The 23594-nt window shown below is 62.9% G+C and carries 22 protein-coding genes; 12 read left to right on the forward strand and 10 right to left on the reverse strand.

From position 1 onward, the window contains the following. The first annotated feature begins 88 nt into the window (after nt 1-88). From moaC to KI810_RS00150, 4 genes are all read left to right on the forward strand, one after another. On the forward strand, nt 89-571 hold the full coding sequence (gene moaC / locus KI810_RS00135; protein ID WP_214173467.1) for a cyclic pyranopterin monophosphate synthase MoaC: 483 nt from the start codon (nt 89-91) through the stop codon (nt 569-571). Next, entirely contained in the window at nt 568-1590 is a 1023-nt protein-coding gene (gene mobB / locus KI810_RS17645) for a molybdopterin-guanine dinucleotide biosynthesis protein B (RefSeq protein WP_425513883.1), read from the forward strand. The genes moaC and mobB overlap by 4 nt, the downstream gene beginning before the upstream one ends. 233 nt (nt 1591-1823) lie before the next feature. Then, entirely contained in the window at nt 1824-2228 is a 405-nt protein-coding gene (locus KI810_RS00145; RefSeq protein WP_214173469.1) for a PaaI family thioesterase, read from the forward strand. Between the two features lie 13 nt (nt 2229-2241). After that, on the forward strand, nt 2242-3483 hold the full coding sequence (locus KI810_RS00150) for an MFS transporter (protein ID WP_214173470.1): 1242 nt from the start codon (nt 2242-2244) through the stop codon (nt 3481-3483). A gap of 133 nt (nt 3484-3616) precedes the next feature. Here KI810_RS00150 and KI810_RS00155 read toward each other — a convergent pair whose 3' ends face one another. After that, nucleotides 3617-4534 (reverse strand): DMT family transporter, encoded by a 918-nt coding sequence (locus KI810_RS00155; protein WP_214173471.1) that lies wholly within the window; start codon nt 4532-4534, stop codon nt 3617-3619. 78 nt (nt 4535-4612) lie between these two features. Further along, nucleotides 4613-6184 carry a citramalate synthase gene (gene cimA, locus KI810_RS00160; protein ID WP_214173472.1) on the reverse strand — a complete coding sequence of 524 codons (1572 nt, stop codon included), beginning with the start codon at nt 6182-6184 and terminating at the stop codon, nt 4613-4615. 523 nt (nt 6185-6707) lie between these two features. On the opposite strand from cimA, the gene KI810_RS00165 reads away from it, so the two are divergent. Together KI810_RS00165 and KI810_RS00170 are read left to right on the forward strand one after the other, a co-directional pair. Further along, entirely contained in the window at nt 6708-6989 is a 282-nt protein-coding gene (locus tag KI810_RS00165) for an integration host factor subunit alpha (RefSeq protein WP_214173473.1), read from the forward strand. A gap of 71 nt (nt 6990-7060) precedes the next feature. Continuing rightward, nucleotides 7061-9004: a sensor histidine kinase gene (locus KI810_RS00170; RefSeq protein ID WP_214173475.1), complete on the forward strand. Its 1944-nt coding sequence runs from the start codon at nt 7061-7063 to the stop codon at nt 9002-9004. 123 nt (nt 9005-9127) lie between these two features. Here the strand turns inward: KI810_RS00170 and KI810_RS00175 are convergent, their stop codons facing one another. From KI810_RS00175 to KI810_RS00195, 5 genes are all read right to left on the reverse strand, one after another. After that, complete coding sequence (locus KI810_RS00175) at nt 9128-10375, reverse strand: TolC family protein (protein ID WP_343213446.1); 1248 nt, start codon at nt 10373-10375, stop codon at nt 9128-9130. A gap of 215 nt (nt 10376-10590) precedes the next feature. Continuing rightward, a complete protein-coding gene (locus tag KI810_RS00180; RefSeq protein ID WP_214173479.1) occupies nt 10591-13695 on the reverse strand; it encodes an efflux RND transporter permease subunit in 3105 nt (1034 codons plus the stop codon). 74 nt (nt 13696-13769) lie between these two features. Further along, the gene (locus tag KI810_RS00185) at nt 13770-14207 is read right to left on the reverse strand and encodes a DMT family transporter (RefSeq protein WP_214173480.1); all 438 of its coding nucleotides are present in this window, start codon (nt 14205-14207) and stop codon (nt 13770-13772) included. Between the two features lie 26 nt (nt 14208-14233). After that, nucleotides 14234-15397 (reverse strand): efflux RND transporter periplasmic adaptor subunit, encoded by a 1164-nt coding sequence (locus KI810_RS00190; protein ID WP_214173481.1) that lies wholly within the window; start codon nt 15395-15397, stop codon nt 14234-14236. After that, nucleotides 15394-16008, reverse strand: a complete 615-nt coding sequence (locus KI810_RS00195; RefSeq protein WP_214173482.1) for a TetR/AcrR family transcriptional regulator — start codon at nt 16006-16008, stop codon at nt 15394-15396. Before KI810_RS00195 ends, KI810_RS00190 begins: the two co-directional genes overlap by 4 nt. 197 nt (nt 16009-16205) lie before the next feature. On the opposite strand from KI810_RS00195, the gene def reads away from it, so the two are divergent. The 4 genes from def to KI810_RS00215 are packed head-to-tail and all read left to right on the forward strand — an operon-like array spanning nt 16206 to nt 19458. Then, nucleotides 16206-16712, forward strand: coding sequence for a peptide deformylase (gene def / locus KI810_RS00200; protein ID WP_214173483.1), 507 nt, complete (start codon nt 16206-16208; stop codon nt 16710-16712). Then, complete coding sequence (gene fmt / locus KI810_RS00205; protein ID WP_214174661.1) at nt 16712-17665, forward strand: methionyl-tRNA formyltransferase; 954 nt, start codon at nt 16712-16714, stop codon at nt 17663-17665. The genes def and fmt overlap by 1 nt, the downstream gene beginning before the upstream one ends. 49 nt (nt 17666-17714) lie before the next feature. Continuing rightward, nucleotides 17715-18434, forward strand: a complete 720-nt coding sequence (locus tag KI810_RS00210) for a DUF116 domain-containing protein (RefSeq protein ID WP_214174662.1) — start codon at nt 17715-17717, stop codon at nt 18432-18434. Then, nucleotides 18427-19458, forward strand: a complete 1032-nt coding sequence (locus KI810_RS00215; protein ID WP_214173484.1) for a polysaccharide deacetylase family protein — start codon at nt 18427-18429, stop codon at nt 19456-19458. The genes KI810_RS00210 and KI810_RS00215 overlap by 8 nt, the downstream gene beginning before the upstream one ends. Here the strand turns inward: KI810_RS00215 and KI810_RS00220 are convergent. Beyond that, nucleotides 19445-19942, reverse strand: coding sequence for a Mut7-C RNAse domain-containing protein (locus KI810_RS00220; protein ID WP_214173485.1), 498 nt, complete (start codon nt 19940-19942; stop codon nt 19445-19447). The genes KI810_RS00215 and KI810_RS00220 overlap by 14 nt on opposite strands. A gap of 99 nt (nt 19943-20041) precedes the next feature. On the opposite strand from KI810_RS00220, the gene KI810_RS00225 reads away from it, so the two are divergent. Together KI810_RS00225 and KI810_RS00230 are read left to right on the forward strand one after the other, a co-directional pair. Further along, on the forward strand, nt 20042-20374 hold the full coding sequence (locus tag KI810_RS00225) for a DUF3147 family protein (RefSeq protein WP_214173486.1): 333 nt from the start codon (nt 20042-20044) through the stop codon (nt 20372-20374). After that, nucleotides 20371-21264 carry an NlpC/P60 family protein gene (locus tag KI810_RS00230; RefSeq protein WP_214173487.1) on the forward strand — a complete coding sequence of 298 codons (894 nt, stop codon included), beginning with the start codon at nt 20371-20373 and terminating at the stop codon, nt 21262-21264. Before KI810_RS00225 ends, KI810_RS00230 begins: the two co-directional genes overlap by 4 nt. A 14-nt stretch (nt 21265-21278) precedes the next feature. Here the strand turns inward: KI810_RS00230 and KI810_RS00235 are convergent, their stop codons facing one another. Beyond that, nucleotides 21279-22076 (reverse strand): hypothetical protein, encoded by a 798-nt coding sequence (locus tag KI810_RS00235; RefSeq protein ID WP_214173488.1) that lies wholly within the window; start codon nt 22074-22076, stop codon nt 21279-21281. A gap of 84 nt (nt 22077-22160) precedes the next feature. After that, complete coding sequence (gene merA, locus KI810_RS00240) at nt 22161-23567, reverse strand: mercury(II) reductase (protein ID WP_214173489.1); 1407 nt, start codon at nt 23565-23567, stop codon at nt 22161-22163. Nucleotides 23568-23594 lie beyond the last annotated feature (27 nt).

The raw sequence follows: 23594 nt of genomic DNA on the forward strand, positions 1-23594 counted from the left end.
GACATACGGGCAGATACTGGATAGTATTGCATGCAACAAAACATGTAAACGGTGTTTGAGCCGCTTACCTCACTTCAGGGAGACGCCTATGGAATTCAACCATTTCGACGAAGCAGGCCAGGCAATCATGGTCGACGTGAGTCACAAGCAACCCACCTTGCGGATTGCGGTCGCCGCCGCCACGGTGCACCTCTCCCCCCCCATCGTGACGGCCATCGAGGAGAAGCGGACCAGCAAGGGGGATGTGCTAGCCGTGGCCCGACTGGCAGGGATCGCGGCGGCCAAGAAAACCGCCGACCTCATCCCCCTCTCCCACCCCCTGGCCATCCATAACGTGGCGGTCAATTTCACCGTGGACCGGGACGCGGGACGCATCGGGATAACGGCGACGGTCAAGGCCCTGGAGCGGACCGGCGTCGAGATGGAGGCGATGACCGCAGCAGCGGTAACGGCGCTCACCGTCTACGACATGTGCAAGGGGACGGACAAGGGGATAACCATCGGCGACATCAGGCTCCTCCACAAGGAGGGGGGGAAGAGCGGCGTCTACCGGCGGGAGGAGACGCCATGAAAGCGGCCATTCTCATTCTGAGCGACAAGGGGTCACGGGGAGAGCGGGTGGACGGCAGCGGTCCGGCCCTGGAGGAATGGCTTACCGGGCGGGGGGCGACGATTGTCAAACGAGAAATGATCCCCGACGATGCCGGCTTGATCGAGAGGACCCTCCGGAAGTGGGCCGACAGCGGGACGGTGGATCTCCTCGTCACCTGCGGCGGAACCGGCCTCTCTCCGCGGGATGTCACCCCCGATGCAACCAGAAGGGTGCTGGACAGGGAGATACCCGGCCTGGGGGAGGAGATGCGCCGCGCCAGCGCCGCCATCACTCCCCACGCCCTGCTCTCCCGGGCGATAGCGGGAGTCCGGAAATCCGCCATGATCGTCAATCTCCCCGGCAGCCCCAAGGGGGCCATCGAGAACCTGGCCGCCATCTGGCCAGCCATCCCCCACGGCGTGGCCAAGCTGCAGGGGGACCCGGCCGACTGTGCCGATTCCCGCCCCGCCCACCACCATGCCGTTCCCGCCGTCTCCTTCGTCGCCCGCTCGGGGACAGGGAAGACCACCCTGCTGGAGAAGGTAATCCCCCTCCTGAAAGAGCGGGGCTGGCGGGTGGGGGTGGTCAAGCACGACGCCCACCGGTTCGACATCGACCACCCCGGCAAGGATTCCCACCGACTCACTGCCGCCGGCGCCGACACCATGCTCATCTGCTCGGCGGAGAAACTGGCGCTGGTCAAGCGGCACGAGGCCGCCCCCCCGATCCGGGAACTGCTCGCCACCTACTTCACCGACGTGGATATCGTCCTCACCGAAGGGTTCAAGCAGAGCGACCTCCCGAAGATCGAGGTGAACCGGAAGGAGCAGGGGGAAACCCTCATCTGCCGGGGAGAGACTCACGATCCGGCCCTCATCGCCGTCGCCAGCGATGGAGAGATGGAACTGGACGTTCCCCGCTTCGACATCGACGATGCACCGGGCATCGCCTCGTTCCTTGAGAAACAGTTCCTCCCCCGCCGTAACGGCGGGGAGTAGTGCACTCATTCATCCGGCAGTTGAGGTGGTCCGGAGAGAACGACTTTCCCTGAAGTTTTGTGGCTCTTTGCGAAACGGAGCGAACAGCAGCCGCATTGTCTGAACCCGCAAGGGTGAGTTTGCGGCTGCGGCGCAGTGAGCCTTAGAGCCACAGCTGAAGGGAAGCGGAGTGAACGGAGGACTTCTTCAACTGCCGAACTTGTTCATACAATTACCATGCAGAGAGGAAAACGATGGACCGACACCCCACCCCCGACAGCCTTGCACCCAACGGATTCCGCCAGACCATCGACCTCCGGACGACGGAACTGAACGCCGGTCACGCCGTCATGGAACTGACCATAGACCCCCGGCACATCAACAGCCAGGGGAGCATCCATGGCGGGGTCCTGGCGACCATGATCGACAACACGGGGGGGCTGGCGGGCTGTTACTGCCCCACGTCGAAGAACACCCGAAAGGCGGTGACCCTCTCCCTCACCACGAGCTTCCTCGCCCCCGTTTCTTCCGGAACCATCAGGGCGGTCGGGCGCAAACGCTCCGGTGGCCGGCGGATATTCGTCGCCACGGTGGAGATTACCGACGCACAGGGAACCCTCCTCGCCATCGGCGAAGCCACCTACCGGTACTTCGATTGAGACGGATGCCGACGTGACGGAAAGATGGAAAATATTCGCCACCCTGGCCGTCATGTTCCTGGTCGGCTTTTTTTACCGCATCTCCATGGCGGTGGTATCCCGCGACCTCGCCATGGACCTCGGACTTAGCGCGGCACAACTCGGCATCGTGTCGGGGATTTTTTTCTACGTTTTTGCCGTTGCCCAGATTCCCCTCGGACCGCTCATCGACCGGATCGGCGGCAGGCTGATGATCTCCGCCATGGGAATCGTCACCACGGCCGGATCGCTGGTCTTCGCCCTGGCCTCGGGGGAGCTCTCCGCCGCCGCAGGCCGGGCACTCCTCGGCCTGGGGACCGCCTGCGTGCTGATGGGCTCCCTGAAGATCTTCACCCACTGGTTTTCGCCCCGGGAATTCCCCAAGGTCTCGGGATTCATGATCGCCGCGGGGAACCTGGGGAGTGTCGCCGCCACCGCACCGCTCGCCTATGCTATCAGCATTTTCACCTGGCGCCCCACCTTTCTGGCCATGGCCCTCGTCCAGGCCCTGGTCACCCTGGCCGTATTCCTGTTCGTCCGCGACACGCCGACAGACGGCGCTAAGCCGTTTCCCCCGCTGCCGGACCAGGCAGAAGAAGATGACAGCACTGTTTTCGCGGTCTGGAAGTGCCTCATCTCCTCAACCGACTTCTGGATGACATCGCTCATCGCTTTCTTCTGGTACGCCAACTACATGGTGCTGATGGCACTCTGGGGTGGGCCCTACCTGATGGAAACCGTGGGACTGAGCCGTTCCCAGTCCGGCACGATATTGCTCTGCACATCGCTCGGCTACATCAGTGGCTCGCTTCTGGTGGGAAGGGCAGTCGACTGGTTCGGCGGCTCCCTGGAAAAGACCATCCTCTGCGGCCAGACCATCCTGCTCCTGGCCATGACCGCCATGCTGGGGCCGGCCGACCATGCCTCACGGCCTGTTCTGGCGGCCATTTTTTTCACGGTCGGCCTGGCCTCGGCGTCGGGAGTGATCATCTACCCCCTGGCGCGCAGGCTGGTCCCCTTCCGGTATGCGGCCACCGCCATGACCGGCGTGAATTTCTTTCTTCTCATGGGCGCCGCGGTGATGCAGCATGTCATGGGGCACTACATCCACTCGTTCCCCCGCGGCACCGCCGGCCATCCGCCGACCGCCTACCATGGCGCCTTTCTCATCCCCATCTGCGGCCTGGCCTGCACCCTCGTTCTCTTTTCGGTGCGACGGCTCAGGAAGGGGTTCTAGGTCCATAGCACCAGATGGGTACGGGGAAAATGGATTACGAAAAGAGTACGCCAACTACTCGATGCGTCTCTTCCCCCACCCAACCCTCCCCCTCCGGGGGAGGGCAACTCGTCAGGTTTCGTCTCAGTAAGACTCAGGAAGAATTTCGGCGGGAGAGGGTCGGCTTGCTCACCAGGGTCAGGCCGGCGAGAACCAGGAGCGCTCCCACGGCAAAGAAGAGGTCGATGGATTCGTGCAGCAGGAGCACGCCGAAGGAGACGCCGAACAGGGGGGCCAGGAAGAGGAAGATGGAAAGCTGGGAGGCGTTGTAGCGGCGCAGCAGGGAGAACCAGACAAGATAGACGGCAAAGGTGATCACGACACCCTGGAACAGCACGCTTCCCCACGCCAGGGGGGTCGAGACAAAGCTGGCCTGACCGGTAACTACGGCATAGCCGAGCAGCAGGAGGAAGGCGGCAATCAGTTGGTAGAGGAGGGTCTTGGTCGCCGGCGCGTCGGCCAGGCGGCTGCACCGTATGATCACCGTCGTGCTCGACCAGAAGATCCCGCCGAAGATGGCGAGAACATCCCCCCACAGGACACGCCCGTTGATGCCGGACTGAAATATCCCCCCCGCGAAGGCCGCCACGATGCCGCAGAACGCCAGGCAGATCCCCAGCCATTGATGGCGGCGGAGCCGTTCCGCCGGCAGGAACCGATGGAGCGCAAGGGCAGTGAAGATGGGAGCCGTATAGAGAAATACCGACATGTGCGATGCCGTGGTGAAGCGGAGCCCCTCCGCCACGAACATGAATTCTACCGAAAACATGGTGCCGAGCAGGAGGCCGGGGAGCAGCGTCCCGTCACGCAGGCTAAACCCTTCGCGCCGCCAGACAATGAGCATACCGATGAGGATGGCGCTCACGCCGGAACGAAGCGCTATCTGCAGGATAGGCGCCATGTCCGGTGCTGCCATCTTGATGACCACCTGGTGCAGGCCGAGGACAACGCAGAGCACGATCATGATTATCGTCCCGGCACTGTCCATTGGTCTGCGCGCTACGTCCGCCATCCGCTTCTCCCCGCCATGCCTTCACGTAGAAACGCCATCCGGTTCGAACTCCGGCAGCGCCCTTCGCCCTCCAGAACTTCAGGATTTGTCGTCACCGTGCAGCTTGTAATCGATGCTGTCGATGAGAGCCAGGTACGAAGCGTCGATGATGTTGTCCGACACCCCCACCGTTCCCCACCGCCCCTGCCGGTCTCCCGACTCTATCAGCACCCGCGTCGAAGAGGCCGTGCCGCTGCCGTTCGGCAGCACGCGCACCTTGTAATCATGCAGCTTCAGATCCTTGAGCTTCGGATAGAATTTTTCAAGTGCCTTGCGGATGGCGTTGTCGAGGGCGTTGACGGGACCGTTACCGAGGGCAGCCGTGTGTTCGGTCTTCCCCCCCACCTTGATCAGCACCGTCGCTTCTGATGACGGCCTCTGGTCGTCTGTCCGCTTCTCGTCAACGACCCGGAAACCGAGCACGGAGAAATAGTTCCGGTGGGTGCCGAGGGACTTTTTCATGAGCAGCTCGAAGGAGGCCTCGGCCCCCTCGAACTGGTATCCGCAATGCTCCATCTCCTTGATCTTCTCCAGGATCTCCTGGGTCACCGGGTCCTTGCTGTTGATGTCGATGTTGAACTCTTCCGCCTTGGCGAGGATGTTGGACTTCCCGGACAGGTCGGACACCAGGACCCGGGTGGCATTCCCCACCACTTCCGGCCTGATGTGCTCGTAGGTTTCCGTGTTGCGCAGGATGGCGCTCACGTGCACCCCCCCCTTGTGGGCAAAGGCTGAATTCCCCACGTAGGCCTGGTGCTTGTTCGGGGCGATGTTCGCCAGTTCGTACACGTACCGGGAGACCTCCCGCAGCCGGCGCAGTTGCTCGTCCGGGATGCATTCCTTCTTCAACTTGAGCCTGAGCCCCGGGATGATGGAGCAGAGGTTGGCATTCCCGCACCGCTCGCCGAAGCCGTTTATCGTCCCCTGGACATGCACCACCCCCTGCTTGACGGCATGCAGCGAGTTGGCGACGGCACACTCGCTGTCATTGTGGGTGTGGATTCCCAGGGGGGTCGTGATCTGTTTCTGGACCGCCTTGATGATCTCCGTGATCTCGTAAGGCATGTTGCCGCCGTTGGTGTCGCACAGGACGATACAGTCTGCCTTGGCCGCCTCCGCAGCCTGCAGGGTCTTGATGGCGTATGCGGGGTTCGCCTTGTATCCGTCGAAGAAATGCTCCGCATCGTAGATGACCTCGTCGACGTTCTCCTTCAGGAAGGCCAGGGAATCGTTGATGAGCTCCAGGTTCTCCTCCAGGGAGATGCGCAACGCCTCGCGGACATGGAAGTCCCACGTCTTGCCGAAGATGGTGATGACGTCCGGTTTCGCCGCCACCAGCGTCCTGATGTTGTGATCCTTGTCGGGGGTGACCTTCGCCCGGCGGGTGGAGCCGAAGGCCGCAATCTTCGCCTGGGACAACGTCTCCTTCTTTATCTCCTTGAAAAAGGCGATGTCCTTGGGGTTGCTTCCCGGCCATCCCCCCTCGATATAGTGAATCCCCAGCTCGTCCAGTTTGTGGGCAATGCTGATCTTGTCCTTCATCTGGAACGATACGTCCTCCCCCTGGGTCCCGTCCCGCAGCGTCGTGTCATAAATCTTTATGAGTTCCATGCACTCCCTCCTTTACCCAATGTGCCGCCACTATTTTCATGCAATTTTACATGTAATTTATATGCAGTAATCGTATTCTGTCAATTGATAATTTCACCACCGGGAATCATGCGAAGAATCCAATGCCCGGAAGAAGCGGTGCGTGATGCGGCATTCCGTCGCCATACCGCCATACAACGGAACCGATTGCTCCATACCACCACCTGAAAGCCCGCACCCTCCCCTTCTCCCGAAGCGGGTGGCTGCGTTATCCGCAACCCGAACCTGGCAGCCCCACGGCACGTGCCGCCACCGGTCTTCCCGACACACTATTCATGGGCTTTTATGGTTCCCCGCCTCCATCTTGACTGAGCATTTACCTCCCGGCACCACCATAGTCACCCCGAGCGGCAAGGATATTGCAAAAATCCTGCGGCCGCTTGAAAAAAAGCCGTTGAATTCCACTGTTTTAATACTGGTCTGCGATGATTTTTTATGATACGGACATCAGCATGCCGCTAATTAACCCTGACGAGGTATTTCCATGACCAAAGCCTGCATCGCCGAAAAAATCCACGTCACTACCGGTTTTTCCCTGAAAGAATCCGCCGACATGCTGGAAACGACCTTCAGCATCATCAAGAGCACCCTTGAGGCGGGCGAGAACATCAGAATCACCGGGTTCGGCAATTTCGAGGTGAAACAGAAGCATGACCGCCGGGGGAGAAACCCCCATACGGGCGAAACCATCAGGATCTCCGCCCGCAAGGTCCTGACGTTCAAACCGAGCACCATTCTGAGGCACGCCATCAACCGGCAGCCGTAAACCACCCGCGATCTTCACGCGCAACCCTTGCCGCAAAGCTGTCAGAAGGTGAAGGCTCAGGGATCCTGCATATGAAGCGTTTTTTCTCCTTACCCATACATATCCAGCTGGCCACCCTCGCACTGCTGCTGGCCCTCCCGACCATCGGCATCATCTTCTATTCGGGGCTGGATCAGCGCCAGGACGCCCTGAGTGGCGCGACGAAGAACATCCAGGAACTGGCCAACAATATCGGCCTCGCCCAGGACCAGTTCCTGAACAGCAACCAGCAGCTCCTGGAGACCGTGGCGCGACTCGACCGCGTCAAGAGCAGGGACCGGGAAAAGGTCCGGCAACTCCTGACCGAAATCTGCCAGCGCAATCCCCAGATCAAACACCTGGCGCTTGCCGACGCCAGCGGTAAAATCTGGACAGCAGCGCCCCCACTGAAGGAAAATGAGTCCATCGCCGACCAGCGGCAGTTCGTGAACGCCCTGGCAACGGGTCGCCTTTCTTCGGGAGAATTCCGGCCAGCGGCCGAAGGCAGTGATTTCACCCTCGACTTCGCACTCCCCATCAAGGACCAGAGCGGCACCATCATGTGGGTGTTCAATTTTGCCGTCGACCTGGGTGACTTCAGGAAGATACTCCTCAATACGGGACTCCCCGCCGCAACGTCGTACATCATACTTGACCACAAGGGGACCATCCTCTTCAGCGGCCGTGAACCCAAACTGGTGGGGAGGACCGACAAGAAGGAGTATTTTGCCCAGATGCAGGGCATCGAGGGGATCGGCTCGTTCCGGGGAATCGCCCATGACGGTCTGGAACGGCTCATTGTCTTCAGAAAGCAGCGCCTGGAACATGAAGCGACCCCCTACATGTACATCCGCACGGGGATACCCTACCGCGATGCGGTGGCCGAGGCGAACGGCGCCCTTATGCGCGACATCATAATCCTGGCCCCCTTTCTGGTCGTAACGTTCCTTATTGTCCTCTACCTTGGCCGGCGTTCCATCGTCGACCGGGTCACCACTTTGAAGAACACCGTCGACACCGTGGCCCAGGGGAACCTGGATGTCAGAATTGCCGACCATGTGGCGGGGGGGGAACTGGGGGAACTGGGTCAGGCTTTCGACACCATGGCGCGGAAACTGGCCGAGCGGGAGCACGAGCGGCAAGCGGCCCAGGATGAACTGGTTGCCAAGCAACGGCAGCTGGAGCAGCTGAACGCGACCCTGGAGCAGCGGGTTGCCGAAGAGGTGGAGAAAAACAACCGCAAGGAACGGATCATGTACCAGCAGGCCCGCCAGGCCTCCATGGGAGAGATGATCAACTTCATCGGCCACCAGTGGAGCCAGCCCCTGGCAACCATCGGGCTCCGTTTCCAGTACCTGCAGCAGGCGTACCACGACAAAGAGCTCACCCCCGAGATAGTCGACCGGGAAGTGAACGCCTGCCTGGACAAGCTCGACTACCTTGCCGACACCATTACGGACTTCCGGAACTTTTTCCGGCCGGAACGGGCTCCCTACCCGTTCGACCTTGAAAGGGCCGTGGAGAGGAGCATTTTCTTTGTCCAGTCATACTTCGCCCAGAATGCCATCGACCTCCGCTTCACGAACCTCGCCCCCGGCATCCTGGTTAACGGCTATCCCAACGAGTTCTCCCATGCGCTCCTGAACATCCTCTACAATGCCAAGGACGTCCTGCTGGAACGCGCCGTCGAGCAGCCATCCGTAGAGGTCTGCTGCCGGCGGGAGGGAAATGCAGCGGTCATAGTCGTGAACGACAACGGCGGAGGGATTACCGGCGATGCCGACAGGATATTCGAGCTCTACTTCACCTCCAAGAAGAAGGAAAAGGGAACCGGCATCGGGCTCTACATGTCGAAGATGATCATCGAGAAAAACATGGGGGGTAAAATCACGGTACGGAACACTCAGGCCGGGGCGGAGTTCGTCATCGAACTCCCGTCGGCAACATCCCTCCCCCAGGACGGAAAAGAGCAGACGGAAGGATCCCTGTCCTGCTGACGTGAGAGCGGGCCGCGGCGCGGGCAAACAACGTTGCAGCCGATTGCAAAAAAAGGCTTCACGGAACTCCCGTGAAGCCTTTTGTGCGTACGACGGCGAGAAACAACGAAAACCAGCCGTAAATCAGGGCACCGAGGCCGGAAGGCCCCCCTCGCCGAGAACCCCCGTCGTCCATTTCAGATTGACCAGGGCCGCCAGGTAATCCCGCCGGGCAAGGGCGAGGTTCCCCCTGGCCTGGTTGAGGTTCAGTTCGGCATCGTCGACTTCCAGCCGGATCTTCACCCCCAGTTCATATCCTTTCTCCGCCATGGTCAGGAGCCGCTCTGCCTGGGCCACCGTCCCGGTCAGGGCGGTGACGATCTCCTGCGCCTCCCGGACGTGGTTGAGGGCGTCGCGGATCTCCAGGGAGATGGCGTCGGTCTGCTTCGCCTCGTCGATCTCCAGGGCGTGCCGCTCACTTTCCGCCTGGGCCACCTTGCCGCGCGTCTTCAGACCATCGAAGAAGGGAAACGAAAGGTAGAGGCCGACGTTCCAATCCTGGCCGTCACCCCGGGCATCCCCCGCCTCCAGCCATCGCCGGCCGTATCCCCCCTTGATGTCAAGGCGGGGCTTGTCGTCGGCATTGGCGATGGTCACGAGCTCGCCGGCGATCTCCTTCTGGCGTCTCAGCTCCTCCAACTCCGGCCGACGCTTGCGGGCCACCGCCAGGGATTCTTCGTAGGAAGGAACCGTTTCCGGCGCAGCGTCCAGCCCTCCGGCCACCTCCACATCTTCCTCCAGGGCGAGGAGGAACCGGAGCCGGTCTTTGGTGCTCCGAAGCTGGTTTCCGGTCCGTATCAGGTCGGGACGGGCATTCTGCACCGAGACCTCCGCCGCCAGGACGTCGTAGTCGGTGGCGACGCCGGCCGCGTACTTGCGCCGGGCTTCCTCCAGATGGCGGCTCTTCTGCTCAAGGTTCTGCCGGGAGATGGCGTGCAGTTCCCGGGCCAGCAGTATGTCGTAGAAGGCGGTGGATATATCGCGGTGCGTCCCCTGCCTGGCCATGCGCAGACGCTCGTCGGCGGTCCGGAAGCCGATGTCGGCGGCGCGGATGGCTGCCCCCACCTTCCCCCAGGAGTAGACCACCTGGGAAAGCCCCAGTTCCCCCCCTCCCGTGTCCTGGCGGGTTGGGATGAAACCTCCCGTCAGGACTTTCTGGCTGTCATTCTGCTGCCGGGAAAGCTGACCGGTAAGGGTGAGCTGGGGAAGGGCCGCGGACCGTTCCTCCACGTACCTGCCCTGCACCTGACGGTAGAACTCCCGCGCCCTGAGGATATCCCGGTTGCGTTCAGCGGCAATCTCCAGTGCCTGGTCCAGGGTGAGGGTACGCACCTCGGCAGCGCGGGCAATTTGCGAAGAGCAGATTATGACCAGGAAAAGGGAGATGCACGTAACGCAGGGGCGCAGAGTCGCAGAGGAAATTCTGTAATACTGATATACGCTTTCCAGCAGGGCAATACCCGCGGTAAATTGTCCGGAGAACCCAGGGATATACTTTCTCTGCGTCTCTGCGTCTCTGCGTCTCTGCGTTGAAAAGCACGGAATTTTCATGCCACTTTCCCCTTCCCCCCGAACTTCCGCTTTACCCACCCCCCCAGGTCGTCCATGTAGGTGTACATGACCGGCACCACCAGGAGGGTCAGCAGCGTCGAGGTCAGGAGCCCCCCCACCACCGCCCTGGCCATGGGAGCGCGCCCTTCGCCGCCGGCACCGATCCCGAGAAAGAGCGGCAGCATGCCGAAGATCATGGCCAGGGAGGTCATGATGATCGGTCGCAGCCGCGTCCGCCCCGCCTGGATGATCGCCTCGCGCCGTGGCATGCCGTCCCGCCGCCTGAGCACCTTGGTGTAGTCAACCAGCAGGATGGCGTTCTTGGTCACCAGCCCCATCAGCATGATCAGGCCGATGAGCGCCATGATGTTCACCGTGTCGCCGGTCAGCTTGAGCATCCCCGCCATCCCGACGATGGAGAGAGGAAGGGACAGCATGATCGCCAGCGGCTCGAAGAACGATTCGAACTGGGCCGCCAGGATCAGATAGACGAAGATGATCGCCAGCAGCAGCGACTCAGCCATGTAACCGAAGGACTCGGCCATGTCCTCCGCCTCGCCCGACAGGTTGATGCCGTATCCCGGCGGCATGCTGATCCGTTGGGCCGCAGCCTCCACGTGCTTGACCGCCGTACCGATGGGGAGGTCGTCCAGGTTGGCGGATACCGTCACCTGGCGGGCCAGGTCGCGACGGTTGATTTCGGTCGGGCTGGCGGCGACACGGGTGCTGACCAGGCTTGCCAGGGGGACCAGCTTGCTCCCCCCCGGGGCGTCCGGCACCGAAATCTTCAGATCGGCGACCTGCCCCGGATTGCGGCGCAGGGACTCGGGCAGCCGCACCCGCACGTCGACCGCGTCCCCGTCCTCGTCCTCGTAGGTGGAGATCGCTTCCCCACCCACCAGGCGGGAGAGCGCCGCCACCACGTCATTGGTGGTGACCCCCGCGGAAAACGCCTTTTCCCGATCCACCTTCATCCGGTATTCGGGGATGTCATGCTCCAGGGTGACGGAAAGGTCGACGATCCCCGGCACCTTGTACAGCTCTTCCTTGAGCTTCTGTCCCAACTGCTTCAGGGTCGCCAGGTCGTCCCCCTTCAGGTTGACGTTGAGGGGCTTCTGGGCACCGCCGATCTGCCCCACCTCCTCGATGGAAAAGGTTATGCCGGCAATCCTCTGGAGGCGGCCCCGCACATCGCGCTGCAGCTCGAACTGGTTCCGCGTGCGCTTGTCGCGATCCTTCAGCTTGACGTAGAGCAGGCCGTCACGGACCGTCCCGCTGTCGCCGGCGCCGATGGTGGCATAGGTGTGGTCGATCTCCGGAATCTCCCCGACGGCAGCGAGCACGGCGCGGAGGCGGTCCTCGGTCTCGGCAAGGGCCGCGTCGGGTGAAGTCTTGAAGGATACCTGGAACTCTCCCTTGTCCTCCTTGGACATGAAGGAGGATTCCAGGGTGCCGAAGATGACGATCCCGCCGATGAACGCTGCGGCAGCCGTAAGCATCACCGTTTTGCGGTGGTCGAGGGCCCAGCCGATGGCGCGGCGATACCTGTCCGCAGTCAGGTCGAACCAGTCGTTGAACCGCTCCAGCCAGCGCGCCAGCCCCTTCCGTTTCCCCTGCAGGTGAATGGAAGGGTCGTGCCAGCGGGAAGACAGCATCGGGTCGAGAGTGAAGGAGACGAACAGCGACACCAGCACGGCAAAGGCGACGCTGATGCCGAACTGGAAGAAGAAGCGCCCCACGATGCCGCGCATGTAGGCCACCGGGATGAAGACGGCGACAATGGACATGGAGGTGGCGAAGACCGCCAGGCCAATCTCGCTGGTGCCGAAGCGGGACGCCTCCATGTGGTCCTTCCCCATCTCCAGGTGCCGGACGATGTTCTCCCGCACCACGATGGCGTCGTCGATCAGGAGGCCTATGGCCAGCGACAGCGCCATCAGGGTCATGACGTTGAGGGTCATCCCCATGGCGTTCATGATGATGAAGGCCGACACGACGGAAATGGGAAGGGTCACGCCGGTGATGACGGTTGAACGCCAGGAGTTGATGAAGCAGAAGACAATGAGCACCGTCAGGATGCCGCCGATGATCAGGGTCTCCTGCACGTCGGCCAGGGACTCGCGGGTCATGATGGTGCCGTCGCGCACCATGGTCAGGGTCACCCCCGGCGGCAGTTCCTGCTGGACCCTGGCCATGTTCTTCTTGACCGTGTCCACCAGCTCCACTTCGTTCCCCCCCGATTGCTTGTAGATGTCGAGACCGATGGCCGGCTGACCGTTGACCAGCGCCAGCTTGCGCCGCTCCTCCGTGCCGTCGGTCACGTTGGCAACTTCCCCCAGGGGGATGGGGCGTCCCCCCCGCTGGGCGACGGCCATGCGACGGTACTCCTCGGACCGGTCGGGCTTCCCTTCGATCCGCATGGGATATTCGGCGGTCCCCCTGGTCAGCCGCCCCAGGGGAGTATTGGTGTTCTCGGAACGGATACCTTCCACCACGTCGTTGACGCCAAGCCCCAGGCTGTCGAGCCGCACCGGGTCGATCTCCACGCTGATCTCGCGCTTCTGGCCGCCGACCATCTCCACCTTGCCGACCCCGGCCACGCTCTCGAACCGCTTCTTGATCCGCTTCTCCACCAGGGTCGTCAGTTCGCGGGGGGAGAGGGTGGTGGACTGCACCGCCAGGGCAGCCACCGGCGCGGCGTTGAAGTCGAGCTTCTGGATGATCGGCTCCTCGATCCCCTGGGGAAGAGTGCCGCGGATGGAGCCGATCTTGGCCCGCACCTCCTGCGCTGCATCGTTCACCTTCTGCTCCAGCTGGAACTGGATGGTTACCGTCGAAACCCCTTCACGGGAGGTGGAGAACACATGTTTCACCCCGGCGATCTGGTTCACCGATTCCTCGATCCGCTTGGATATCTCCCGCTCCACCGTCTCCGGCGAGGCGCCGGGGAAGGTGGTCACCACCGAGACCAGCGGAAACTCCACGTTGGGAAACATCTCGACGGCAAGACGCTTGTAGGAGAAGAGGCCAAGGGTGACAAGCGACAGGATCATCACCGCGGCGAAGATGGGGCGCTTTATGGAAAGATCGGAAAGAATCATGGCAAGCTCCGAAGAATGGGTTGACCGGCGGGATCTCTGCCACGCAGGTCACCGCTCCCTTCTGTAACGTGGTGCTACCTTCTGAAGACCAGTGCCGTTCCCGCCATGAGCAACGCTATGCCGAAGGCGCGCTTGCCGTCCAGTGGGATTTCCCGGAAACCGAACATCCCGAAGTGATCGAGCAGGGCCCCGGTGGCCAGCTGGGCCGCGATGACCGACGCCATGGCAGCCGTCGTGCCGATGCGCGGGACAGCGACAATCGTCATGGTGACGAAGAAGGCACCGAGCAGCCCGCCGCTCAGTTCCCACCAGGCAGCATGGCTTACCCCCCGCATGTCCCCTTTGCCGACCAGAAAGACCAGTATCAGCAACGCAGCCGCCCCCACCGTGAAGGAGATGCACGAACTCTCCAGAACGCCGGTCTTCTGGGCCAGCCGGCCGTTGATCGAGGGTTGGAATGCGACGGCAACCCCTCCGCAGAACATGAGAAAAAGCAGCAGTACCTGGTTCATCGCTCGAATCCTCCGAAATTACCTGACTATTTGCCCGCCGGGGCCGTCGTCACCCGGTCTCCATCCTTGAGGGCAAATCCGCCCCGCGTCACGTAGCGCTCGCCCCCTTTGAGTCCGGCTGCCACCTCCACCTGTTCGCCGGTCACCGCCCCGGTAGTGACGGCACGGAGTCGGGCCGTGTCCTGTTCCACCACGAACAGGTTGGCCTTCCGGGCCATGGTGTCCCACGCCGCCAACGCACTCCGGGGAACCTGGATGACCCCCGTGCGCGTACCGAGAAGGATTCTCCCCTTGACGAACAGTCCCCCCTTGAGAAGCTCAGCGTCGTTCCTGACCTCGGCGATGACCTTCAGGGAACGGTCCGCCGCGGAGAGCTCGGGGTTGACGAACATCACGCGGCCGGTGAAGGTCTTCCCCGGAATGGCGTCCACCGTGAATTCAAGGGGCTGGCCGACCTTCACCCGCGCCGAATCTGCGGAAGAGACGGTGACCGTCAGGTTGAGGATGCGATTGTCCACGATGCGAAACACCGGCTTGACGGCGGCGGCATCCCCCGCCAGGTCCCCCACGTTCACATCCCGCAGAGCGACCACCCCGTCCATGGGGGAGGTGACGAGCCCTTTCCGGAGCCGGACCCTGGCCTGGCGCACCTCCTCTTCGGCAACCCGGATCTGGGCCCGGGCCGCCTCCACCCTGGCAGAGGACGCCGCAACCTCGGTCCGTGCGTCGTCCACCGCCTGCTGGGTGGCAAGCCCCGACTCCTTCAGCTTGAGCATCCGTGCCTGTTCCCGCTCGGAGCGCGTCAATTGCACCTGGGCCTGGGCGAGGCCGGCCTTTGCCGATTCCACCCCCGCTTCCGCACGCTTCACCTGCGCTTCCGTCTCCCCCACGTCGATGCTGGCCAGGGGCTGCCCCTTCTTCACCCGCACCCATTCCGTCACGTACACCTGCTTGACGAGGCCGGGAATCTGGGTCTTCACGTCGGCCGAGAACTTCGGCTCCAGGCTCCCGGTCACCTCCAGCCCCTCAGCCAGGTCGGCACCCCCCGCCGCAGCGACTTCCACGGCAACCGGCTGCTTGACCGCCGTCCCTTCCCCACCCTTTTCCCCGCTCCTCTTCGTGCAGCCGCCGGCAATGGACGAGAAGGCCAGAGCTGCCGCGACGAACAGCATCGCCCCTGCATGTTTCATGGTTTCACCCCTTGGGAAAATCCGTCAAGGATCAGATTGAGTATCCGCACCAGCCCCTCCCGGTCGATGCGGGGGGGAGTGTGGCACAACTGCTCTTCCATGACGGTGTTGAGACAGGAGATAATGGCCCAGGTCGCATCCTTCTCGTTCACCGCCACCAGTTCCCCCGCGGCGATCCCGTCCCGCACGAAGCCGGCCAGTATCTCCAGCATCCGGTCGAACGGTTCCTCGTAGGGAAAGGGGGGCGCCCCCTGGGACGGGCCGAAATAGAGGGAATAGATGAGCCGCACCACCTGGACATGCTCCACGAAGCCGTCGAAGCACCCGGTACAGAAGGCTGTCAGGCGCTCCCGTGCCGACCCACGGCCGGTGGCAAGAAGATTGAGCCGTTCCGCGAACAGGGCATAGGTGCCGTTCATCAGTTCGAGATAGATCCCCTCTTTGCTCCCGAAGTAATAGTAGAGCACCGGCTTGGTAACGCCGGCAGCGGCCACGATCTCCCGGACCGACGTGGCTGCGTACCCCTTCCGGGTGAAGCTGTCCAACGCCGCAGCCAGGAGCCGCTGCCGCACCGCAGCATCGGCCCGTTCTTCCTTGATCTGCTGTCCCATGCTTCCTCCGCGGGTGTGTCCCCGAACCTGTTTACCTAACGGTAGGTACATCCTTGGAGTAAAAATGTCAAGGGGGAATATGTCTGCCGGAAAAGGTGGGAACCCGTGATGGAGGGGGACGCAGCGCGAGGAATGATTTGCTTTTTTCTCGGCAAGTTTATATATTGATACGATGCATTAATTTGAAAAGGCAGGCTATGATACGAACAATACTCCACTTTCCCGACCCGGAACTGAAGAAGAAGTCAACGCCGGTCACGGTGATCAACGACGCGACCCGCGCCCTGGTGCAGGACATGGCAGAGACCATGTACGCCGCTCCCGGCGTCGGCCTCGCCGCCCCCCAGATAGGGGTCCATCAGCGGGTCATCGTCATCGACGTCTCCCCCAAGGACGAGGAACCTGATCTCATCGTCGCCATCAATCCGGTCATTGTCCACGCCGACGGCGAATCCTACGAGGAGGAGGGGTGCCTCTCCGTCCCCAAGTATGCGGCCAACGTCCGCCGCCACGCCCGGGTGGTGGTGAAGGCACTGGACCTGGACGGCAACGAGGTCACCTACAAGGCTGACGAACTGCTGGCCATCGCCTTCCAGCATGAAATAGACCACCTGGACGGCATCCTGTTCGTAGACCACCTCTCCCCCCTCAAACGGGAGATATTCCGCAAGCGCTACCGCCGTTCCCGGGAAGAGGAAGAGTAATCATGCCCCTCCGCATCGTATTCATGGGGACGCCGGAGTTCGCCTGTCCAACCCTGCAGATGCTGTTCGACCGGGGTGAGGAGGTCATCGCCGTGGTCACCCAGCCCGATCGCCCCAAGGGGCGCGGCCAGAAGCTGACCCCGCCGCCGGTGAAGGTCCTTGCCGAACAGCACGGCGTGCCGGTACTGCAACCAGTGAAAGTACGCGCGCCGGAAGCCATCGCGGCAATCCAGGAGTTCCGCCCCGACCTCATCGTGGTGATCGCCTTCGGCCAGATTCTTCCCAAGGCGCTCCTGGACATCCCCCCCAAAGGATGCATCAACGTCCACGCCTCGCTCCTCCCCCGCTACCGCGGCGCCGCCCCCCTCAACTGGTGCATCGTCAACGGCGAGACCGAAACGGGGGTAACCACCATGCTCATGGACGTGGGGCTCGACACGGGGGACATGCTGGTGAAAAAGGCGATCCCCATCGACCCGAACGAGGACGCCCAGTCCCTCCACGACCGGCTCGCCGTGCTCGGCGCCGCGGCCATGGCGGAAACCCTCGACCTTCTGGCCGCCGGCCGGCTCGTCCCGGAAAAACAGGACGACAGCCTCACCAATTATGCCCCGATGATAAAAAAAGAGGATGGGCTCATCGATTGGGGTAAAGAGCCCCGGGTCATAAAGAACCTGGTACGGGGTTTTACCCCCTGGCCGGGCGCGTTCACGACCCTGGAGGACAAGGCCCTCAAGATCTGCCGGGTCCGGACCGGCGAGGGACACGGCGCACCCGGCACCGTTCTCAGGGCCGACAAAAGCGGGCTGGAGGTCGCCTGCGGCAACGGCAGTCTCTTCATCGAGGAACTGCAGCTGGAAGGGCGGAAGCGTCTCCCTGCTCAGGAATTCCTGGCCGGGATCAAAATAGCCGCGGGGACCGTCCTCGGCGCCGGGGAAATGCACCGTGGCTGACGCGAACAACACACCGGCACCGCCACGCAAACGGCTCTTCGTCGCCCTCATGGGGGTGACCTGCATCATCATCGTGGGGCTCATCTACCTCATGTGGTGGATACCGACCCGGGGCCTGGCCAACATCCACCCCAACCTCCCCCACATCGTCGGCATCGTCACCGCCATTCTCTCCGGCCTCGCCCTCTGCGGCACCGCCCTGCTGGTCCTGACCACCGCCCTGGGGAAAGACATCCTCTTCACCCGCTTCATGCGCCTGGTGGTGATCAAGTTCCTCCTGCCGGTGATCGAGGCGATGGGGAAACTCCTCGGCATCTCCAAGGACACCATCCGCCAGTCGTTCATCGCCATGAACAACAGCCTGGTCCAGTCCCAACGGCTGCTGGTGCCGGCAGACCGCATCCTCATCCTGCTCCCCCACTGCCTGCAGCTGTTCGACTGCGAGATCAAGGTGACCGGCGACATCAACAAGTGCGTCCGCTGCGGCCGCTGCGACATCATGGGACTGGCGGAACTGGCCAGGAAATACCAGGTGGACATATCCGTCGCCACGGGGGGGACCCTGGCCCGCAAGGTGATCATCGAAAAGCGCCCCAAACTTGTAGTGGCGGTCGCCTGCGAGCGGGACCTCACCTCGGGAATCAAGGACTGCTATCCCCTCCCGGTCATCGGGGTCCTCAACGACCGCCCCTTCGGCCCCTGCTTCAACACCAGGGTGGACACGGAAAAGATCGACGCCGCCATCGCGTCGGTGCTTACCTATGCCTGACAGGCTTCACCGCAGAGGGACGCACGTAAAACCGGAACAGGGCACAGGCGCGAAACGCCCCGGCAAGGGCGGATCGGCTCTCCTCCTCGCCCTCCTCCTCTCGGCATCGTTCTTCCTTATTCATGCTCCCGGGGCGACCGCCGCCACGATCACCGGTTACACCCCCATCTTTCGTACCGGACACGACCGGACCGGCACCCTCCAGATCGCCATCCGCCGGTTCCAGCAGAACGGCACTCCCCGGCTCCTCGTCGTCAACCCGGCGACCCTCGCCACCGCCACGGTAGCGGCGACGGAGATGGATTTTGGCAGGGAGATTCCTTCCGCCACCCTGCAGGAGACCCCCTACCTGAAGGCGCTGGTCCGCCACACCGCCCCGCCGTTCCTTCTTCAGAACCACGGCGCCCGCCATGCCGACCAGCCGGTTGACGGCCTGTTCCTGACGGTGGACATGTGCCCGTCGGTCCGCCCCTTCGAACGGGAATTCTTCGTCGCCGTGTCCCGGCTATCTCAGAAGAAGGAGGGGCCGGTACCGGTGGCCGTCGCCATGACTGGCCGCTGGCTTGAGCAACACCCGAAGGAGTTGGCCTGGCTGAAGGAGCAGGTGTCGGCCGGCCGGCTCGCCATCACCTGGGTCAACCACTCCCTCACCCACCCCTACGATCCACGGGTCCCCCTGGAACGGACTTTTCTCCTCACGCCGGGAACCGACCTGGAACGGGAAGCACTCGCCACCGAGGTGCTCCTCCTGGAAAACGGCCTCACCCCCGACCCGTACTTCCGTTTCCCCGGCCTGGTGGCCGACGGCGCGCTCATCCGGGAGCTTAAAGAGCTCGGCCTCATCCCCCTGGGGGCGGACGCCTGGCTCGCCAAGGGGGAAACGCCCCGGCCGGGGAGTTTCGTCCTCGTCCACGGCAACGGCAACGAGCCGCCGGGCATAAAAAAAGCCCTGGCGCTTTTCACGTCGGGCCATCTCCACCTCCTCCCGCTTTCCCGGGCCTTCACCACTGCTACTCCCCCCTGAACCGGCTATCCCGCCACCGCCACTCCCCCAGAAGTTTTTCCAGCTCCATCACCATTCCCTCCCGGTGGGTACCTCCCCAGTAGATACGGCCGCAGGCCAGACATTCCCGGAATTGCTCCCGGGTGTCATGGACATAGGGAGGCACCCGTTGCGCCACCTTCATCCGGTCCATATCCCGCAGCGGCTCGTTGCACTCCAGGCAGCGGGTGAGGAAACGTCGGAACGGGTCGATACCCAAGGCCGTGACAACCTGGCGCAGCTGGTCACGCCAGTGATCCCCCACGACGAACAGATGGTGCTCCCGGGCCCAGCGGCGGCGGATCAACAGGGTATCGCGGGTCAGGATCAGCCGCCCCTCCTCCCGCGCTCGTGCCACCAGTTCGGCATCGTCCAGCAGCGGCTTATAGGCGACGTCACAGCCGACAACCCTGAGCCAGCGGGCCAGCTTCCCGAGCATCGTATCGGCGAAAAATTTCTGCTCCATGGCTATCAGTATACCGCACCCGCCGTGTCGTTCCTTCCTTTCCCGGCCCTTTTCTGCTATAGTTCCGCCTGAAATCCCCGCACCATGCAGAGGTCCGCCATGCCCTTTCTCCTCAAGCTCCTCATCACCAACGCCGTCATCATCGGCTGCGCCCAGCTCGGCCGGAAGCTCCCCACCATGAGCGGCCTCATCGCCACCATGCCCCTCACGTCGCTTCTGGTGCTCCTCTGGCTCGCCGCCGACAACCCCGGCGACTACCGGCTCTTTTCCGCTTACACCCGCGGCGTCCTCTGGGGGATCATCCCGACCGTCCTCTTTTTCGTCGCGGTCTGGTTATGTTTCCGCCGCCAACTGACCCTCCCCTTCGCCCTCTCCGCCGGCTTCGGCGTCTGGCTGGCGGGTGCTGTTGTCCACCAGTGGCTGGTAAAATGAGATTACTACTATTTCTTACCCTTCTGCTGCTCTCACTCCCTGCCGGCATCTTCGCTGAAGCTCCTCACCCCCCCTACGCCGTCGCCCGCATCTCCACGCCGGTCCTCAACACCCCCGCCTTCGCCGCCGTCTTCGGCGGAAAAGACGGTGCCACCCTGAAGCTCGACCGCTGCGGCCAGATTCGGGAAGTGGAATTCATCGCGCTTCCCGGTACGGTCTTCCGTATCGAGGGGGAACTGCGCCAGGGAAAAGCCACCATCTACCGGGTGACGAGCGGCGACTACCCCTACCCGGCCAAAACCGGCTACTACATCGACAGCCGTTTTGTCACCACCATCATTGAGCGGCCGCCGGAGCGGCCCCGCTGGCTTCCCGACCGGCAGACCATTACCGACCGGCTCCTGGCCGCCGAAGGGAAGAGCTACGTCTGGGGGGGAAACGTAAGTGGCGGGGTTCCGGAAATACGGGAGCTTTACCCACCGGCGTCCGGTGTGCCACATTCCGCAGGGCTTGACCAGCAATGGGAACTCGCCGGGCTGGACTGCTCCGGCCTCCTCTACGAGGCAACCGGCGGCTTCACCCCCCGGAACACCAGCGCCCTGGTGCGCTATGGGACGGACATTCCCATTTCCGGGCTCACCGCCAGTGAAATTGCACGGAAGGTGGAGCCCCTCGATCTCATCGTCTGGGAGGGACATGTGCAGATCGTGCTGGACCGGGGTCGGCTCATTGAAAGCCGGCTGGAGTGCGGCGGCAAGGGGGGAGTGATTGTGAGGCCGCTTCGGGAGGCGCTGGCAGACCTCGTACGGCACCGGAAGCCGCTCGATGATTACGGCACCGGCAAGGGAAAGGGGTTCGTCCTACGGCGCTGGTTTCCGGCGGAGCCGTAACGGTAAACCGAGACCTACCAGTGACCGCGCCGCTTCAGTTCGTCCGTGACCAGTTTCTTCTGGGCAGGGGTGAGGCGGCGGGAGGCAATGATCCCCTGGAGGTCGTTGACGGAAAAGTGTGGGAGCAAGAGGTTGAACCAGACCGTCGGGGTGCGGGGATTCTTGAGGATGGCAAGCTGGAGATTGGGACGCCCCTTCCAGCGGGGATGGCGGGCAACCATGGAGATGGTCTCCGCCGTCGATTTGGAGCTGTTGAGAAATTGAAATATGACGGACTCCTTGAGCCGCGGGTTCTCCAGGCAAGGGTCCATGAGCCGCGAATCCCCTTCCCGGAGCAGGGCCTCCACCACGGTGGATGTCCCGCGCCGGGCCAACGTCAGCTTGTTGCCGAGGGGGGTCGTGGGGAGCCGCTGGATGATGGCCCGCTCGGCGGCCAGCTTCTGGTCGGGAGTCCCGCCTGCAAGGAAACAGATGTCAACCAGCTCGAACAGGTAGAGATGGGGAAGGAGAGCCAGGGTTATCTGTCCCGGCGTGCCGGGGTTATGCACCATGGCTACCTTCAGCTCGTGGCTTTCGGCAACGAGACGGTTTTTGTAGAGTGACTTGAGAAGGTCTTCCGACAGGTCCCGCCGCTTCAGCAGAGCCAGCAGGTGGTTGTTGTCCAGGCAGGGATTCTTGATCGCCGCCAGGAGCACCTCCATGGAAGAGTCCAGGAGCACCTCGTACAGCTCTTCCTTGCCGGCGGTCAGCGCCCGGTGGAGCTGACGTGACAAATTTGGGTCCAGGCTTGCAAATTTTGCGAGTCCTTCCATGGGAAAACCCCTTGCCGCAATCCTGACTGACTGTTCGTACCGGCCCGGGCACGGTTCATGTCGTGCGGCGATTTTCGGGGGTTTTCATTCTGCACAACAGGAAAGCAGGCTCACATCCCGGCCGAACCCCTGGGCGCAGAGCCGCAATCCCTCCCCCATTGACGGGTAAACATGCAAGCTGTTTGCCAGTTCGGCAACCGTCATCCGGAACCGGACTGCCAGGGCCGCCTCGTTGATGATATCCGCTCCGCGGTGGCATGCCAGATGGACACCCAGAATCCGCCCGGTTGCGGCATCGGCAACCAGCTTGATGATACCGGCCTTCTGCCCGGTGACATGGGCCTTGGGAATGGCGGAAACAGGAAGGATGTTGCTCATCACCTCGTAGCCCGCCTTGCGCGCGGTGGCCTCCGTGTGACCGACCAGCCCCACCTCCGGGTCGGTGAAGATCGCCATGGGGGTCGACAGGTGATCCAGGGTGCAGCCGCACCCCGGTTCGAACATGTCGTCAACCGCCACAACCCCCTCCCGCGCCCCCGCCGTCGCGATCATCATGCCGCCGGTCACGTCGCCGGCTGCCCATATACCGGGTGCCGAGGTCCGCAGACGTTCGTCGACCCGCACGAATCCCTTCGGCTCCAGTTCCACCCCCGCCCGGTCCAGGCCGATGCCGGCCGTGGCCGGCGCGGTCCCGACCGCTACGAGGAGCCGTTCGGCGGAGAACTCCACGGGCGACCCTCCCTGCTCGCACTGCACGAACGTCGCACCATCCCGGCGGGCCACCCCGCAAACCGTCACGTCCAGGACGATGTCCATCCCCTCACCGCGCAGCGCCTCCTGCACCGCCAGGGCCACGTCACCATCCACCGCCGGCAGGACCCGGGGCCCGTGTTCCAGTACCGTAACGCTGGTGCCGAGGCGCCGGTACATCTGCCCCATTTCCAGGGCGATGACCCCGCCGCCGATGATCACCAGCGACCGGGGAAGCTCCTTGAGGAGAAGGGCACTGCGGCTGGTGAGAAAATTCCCCTCCGTGAGGCCGGGAATGGCCGGAATGCGGGGGTAACCGCCGGTGGCGACCAGGAATCTCTCTCCCCTGATCCGCTGCCCCTCCACCTCTATCGCATGAGGGTCGAGAAATCGGCCAGTCCCCCTGAGCAGGGTCAGTCCCGGCACGTTGTGGAGGATGTCCAGATAGCGGGTCTGGCGGAGATGCCCGACCACCTGCTCCTTGTGGTCCGTGAGGCAGGCAAAGTCCACCCCCTCCTCCCGGAGGCCGAGCCCGACCCTTGCCCCGAGGCGGGCATCCTGATAGAATTGTGCGGCATGGATGAGGGTCTTGCTCGGTATGCATCCCCAGTTGATGCAGGTCCCCCCGAGCACTCCCTTTTCGATCATGAGCACCCGGGCGCCGCGGGACTGGGCCCGGAGCGCCGCGGCAAATGCGGTGGACCCCGAACCGAGGATTATCAGGTCGTATTCGTCAGTCATCGCTGTCTCCTGCTTCCAGTGTACCGT

Origin of the sequence: Geomobilimonas luticola (assembly GCF_018476905.1) — a bacterium.
Lineage (GTDB): Bacteria > Desulfobacterota > Desulfuromonadia > Geobacterales > Geobacteraceae > Geomobilimonas > Geomobilimonas luticola.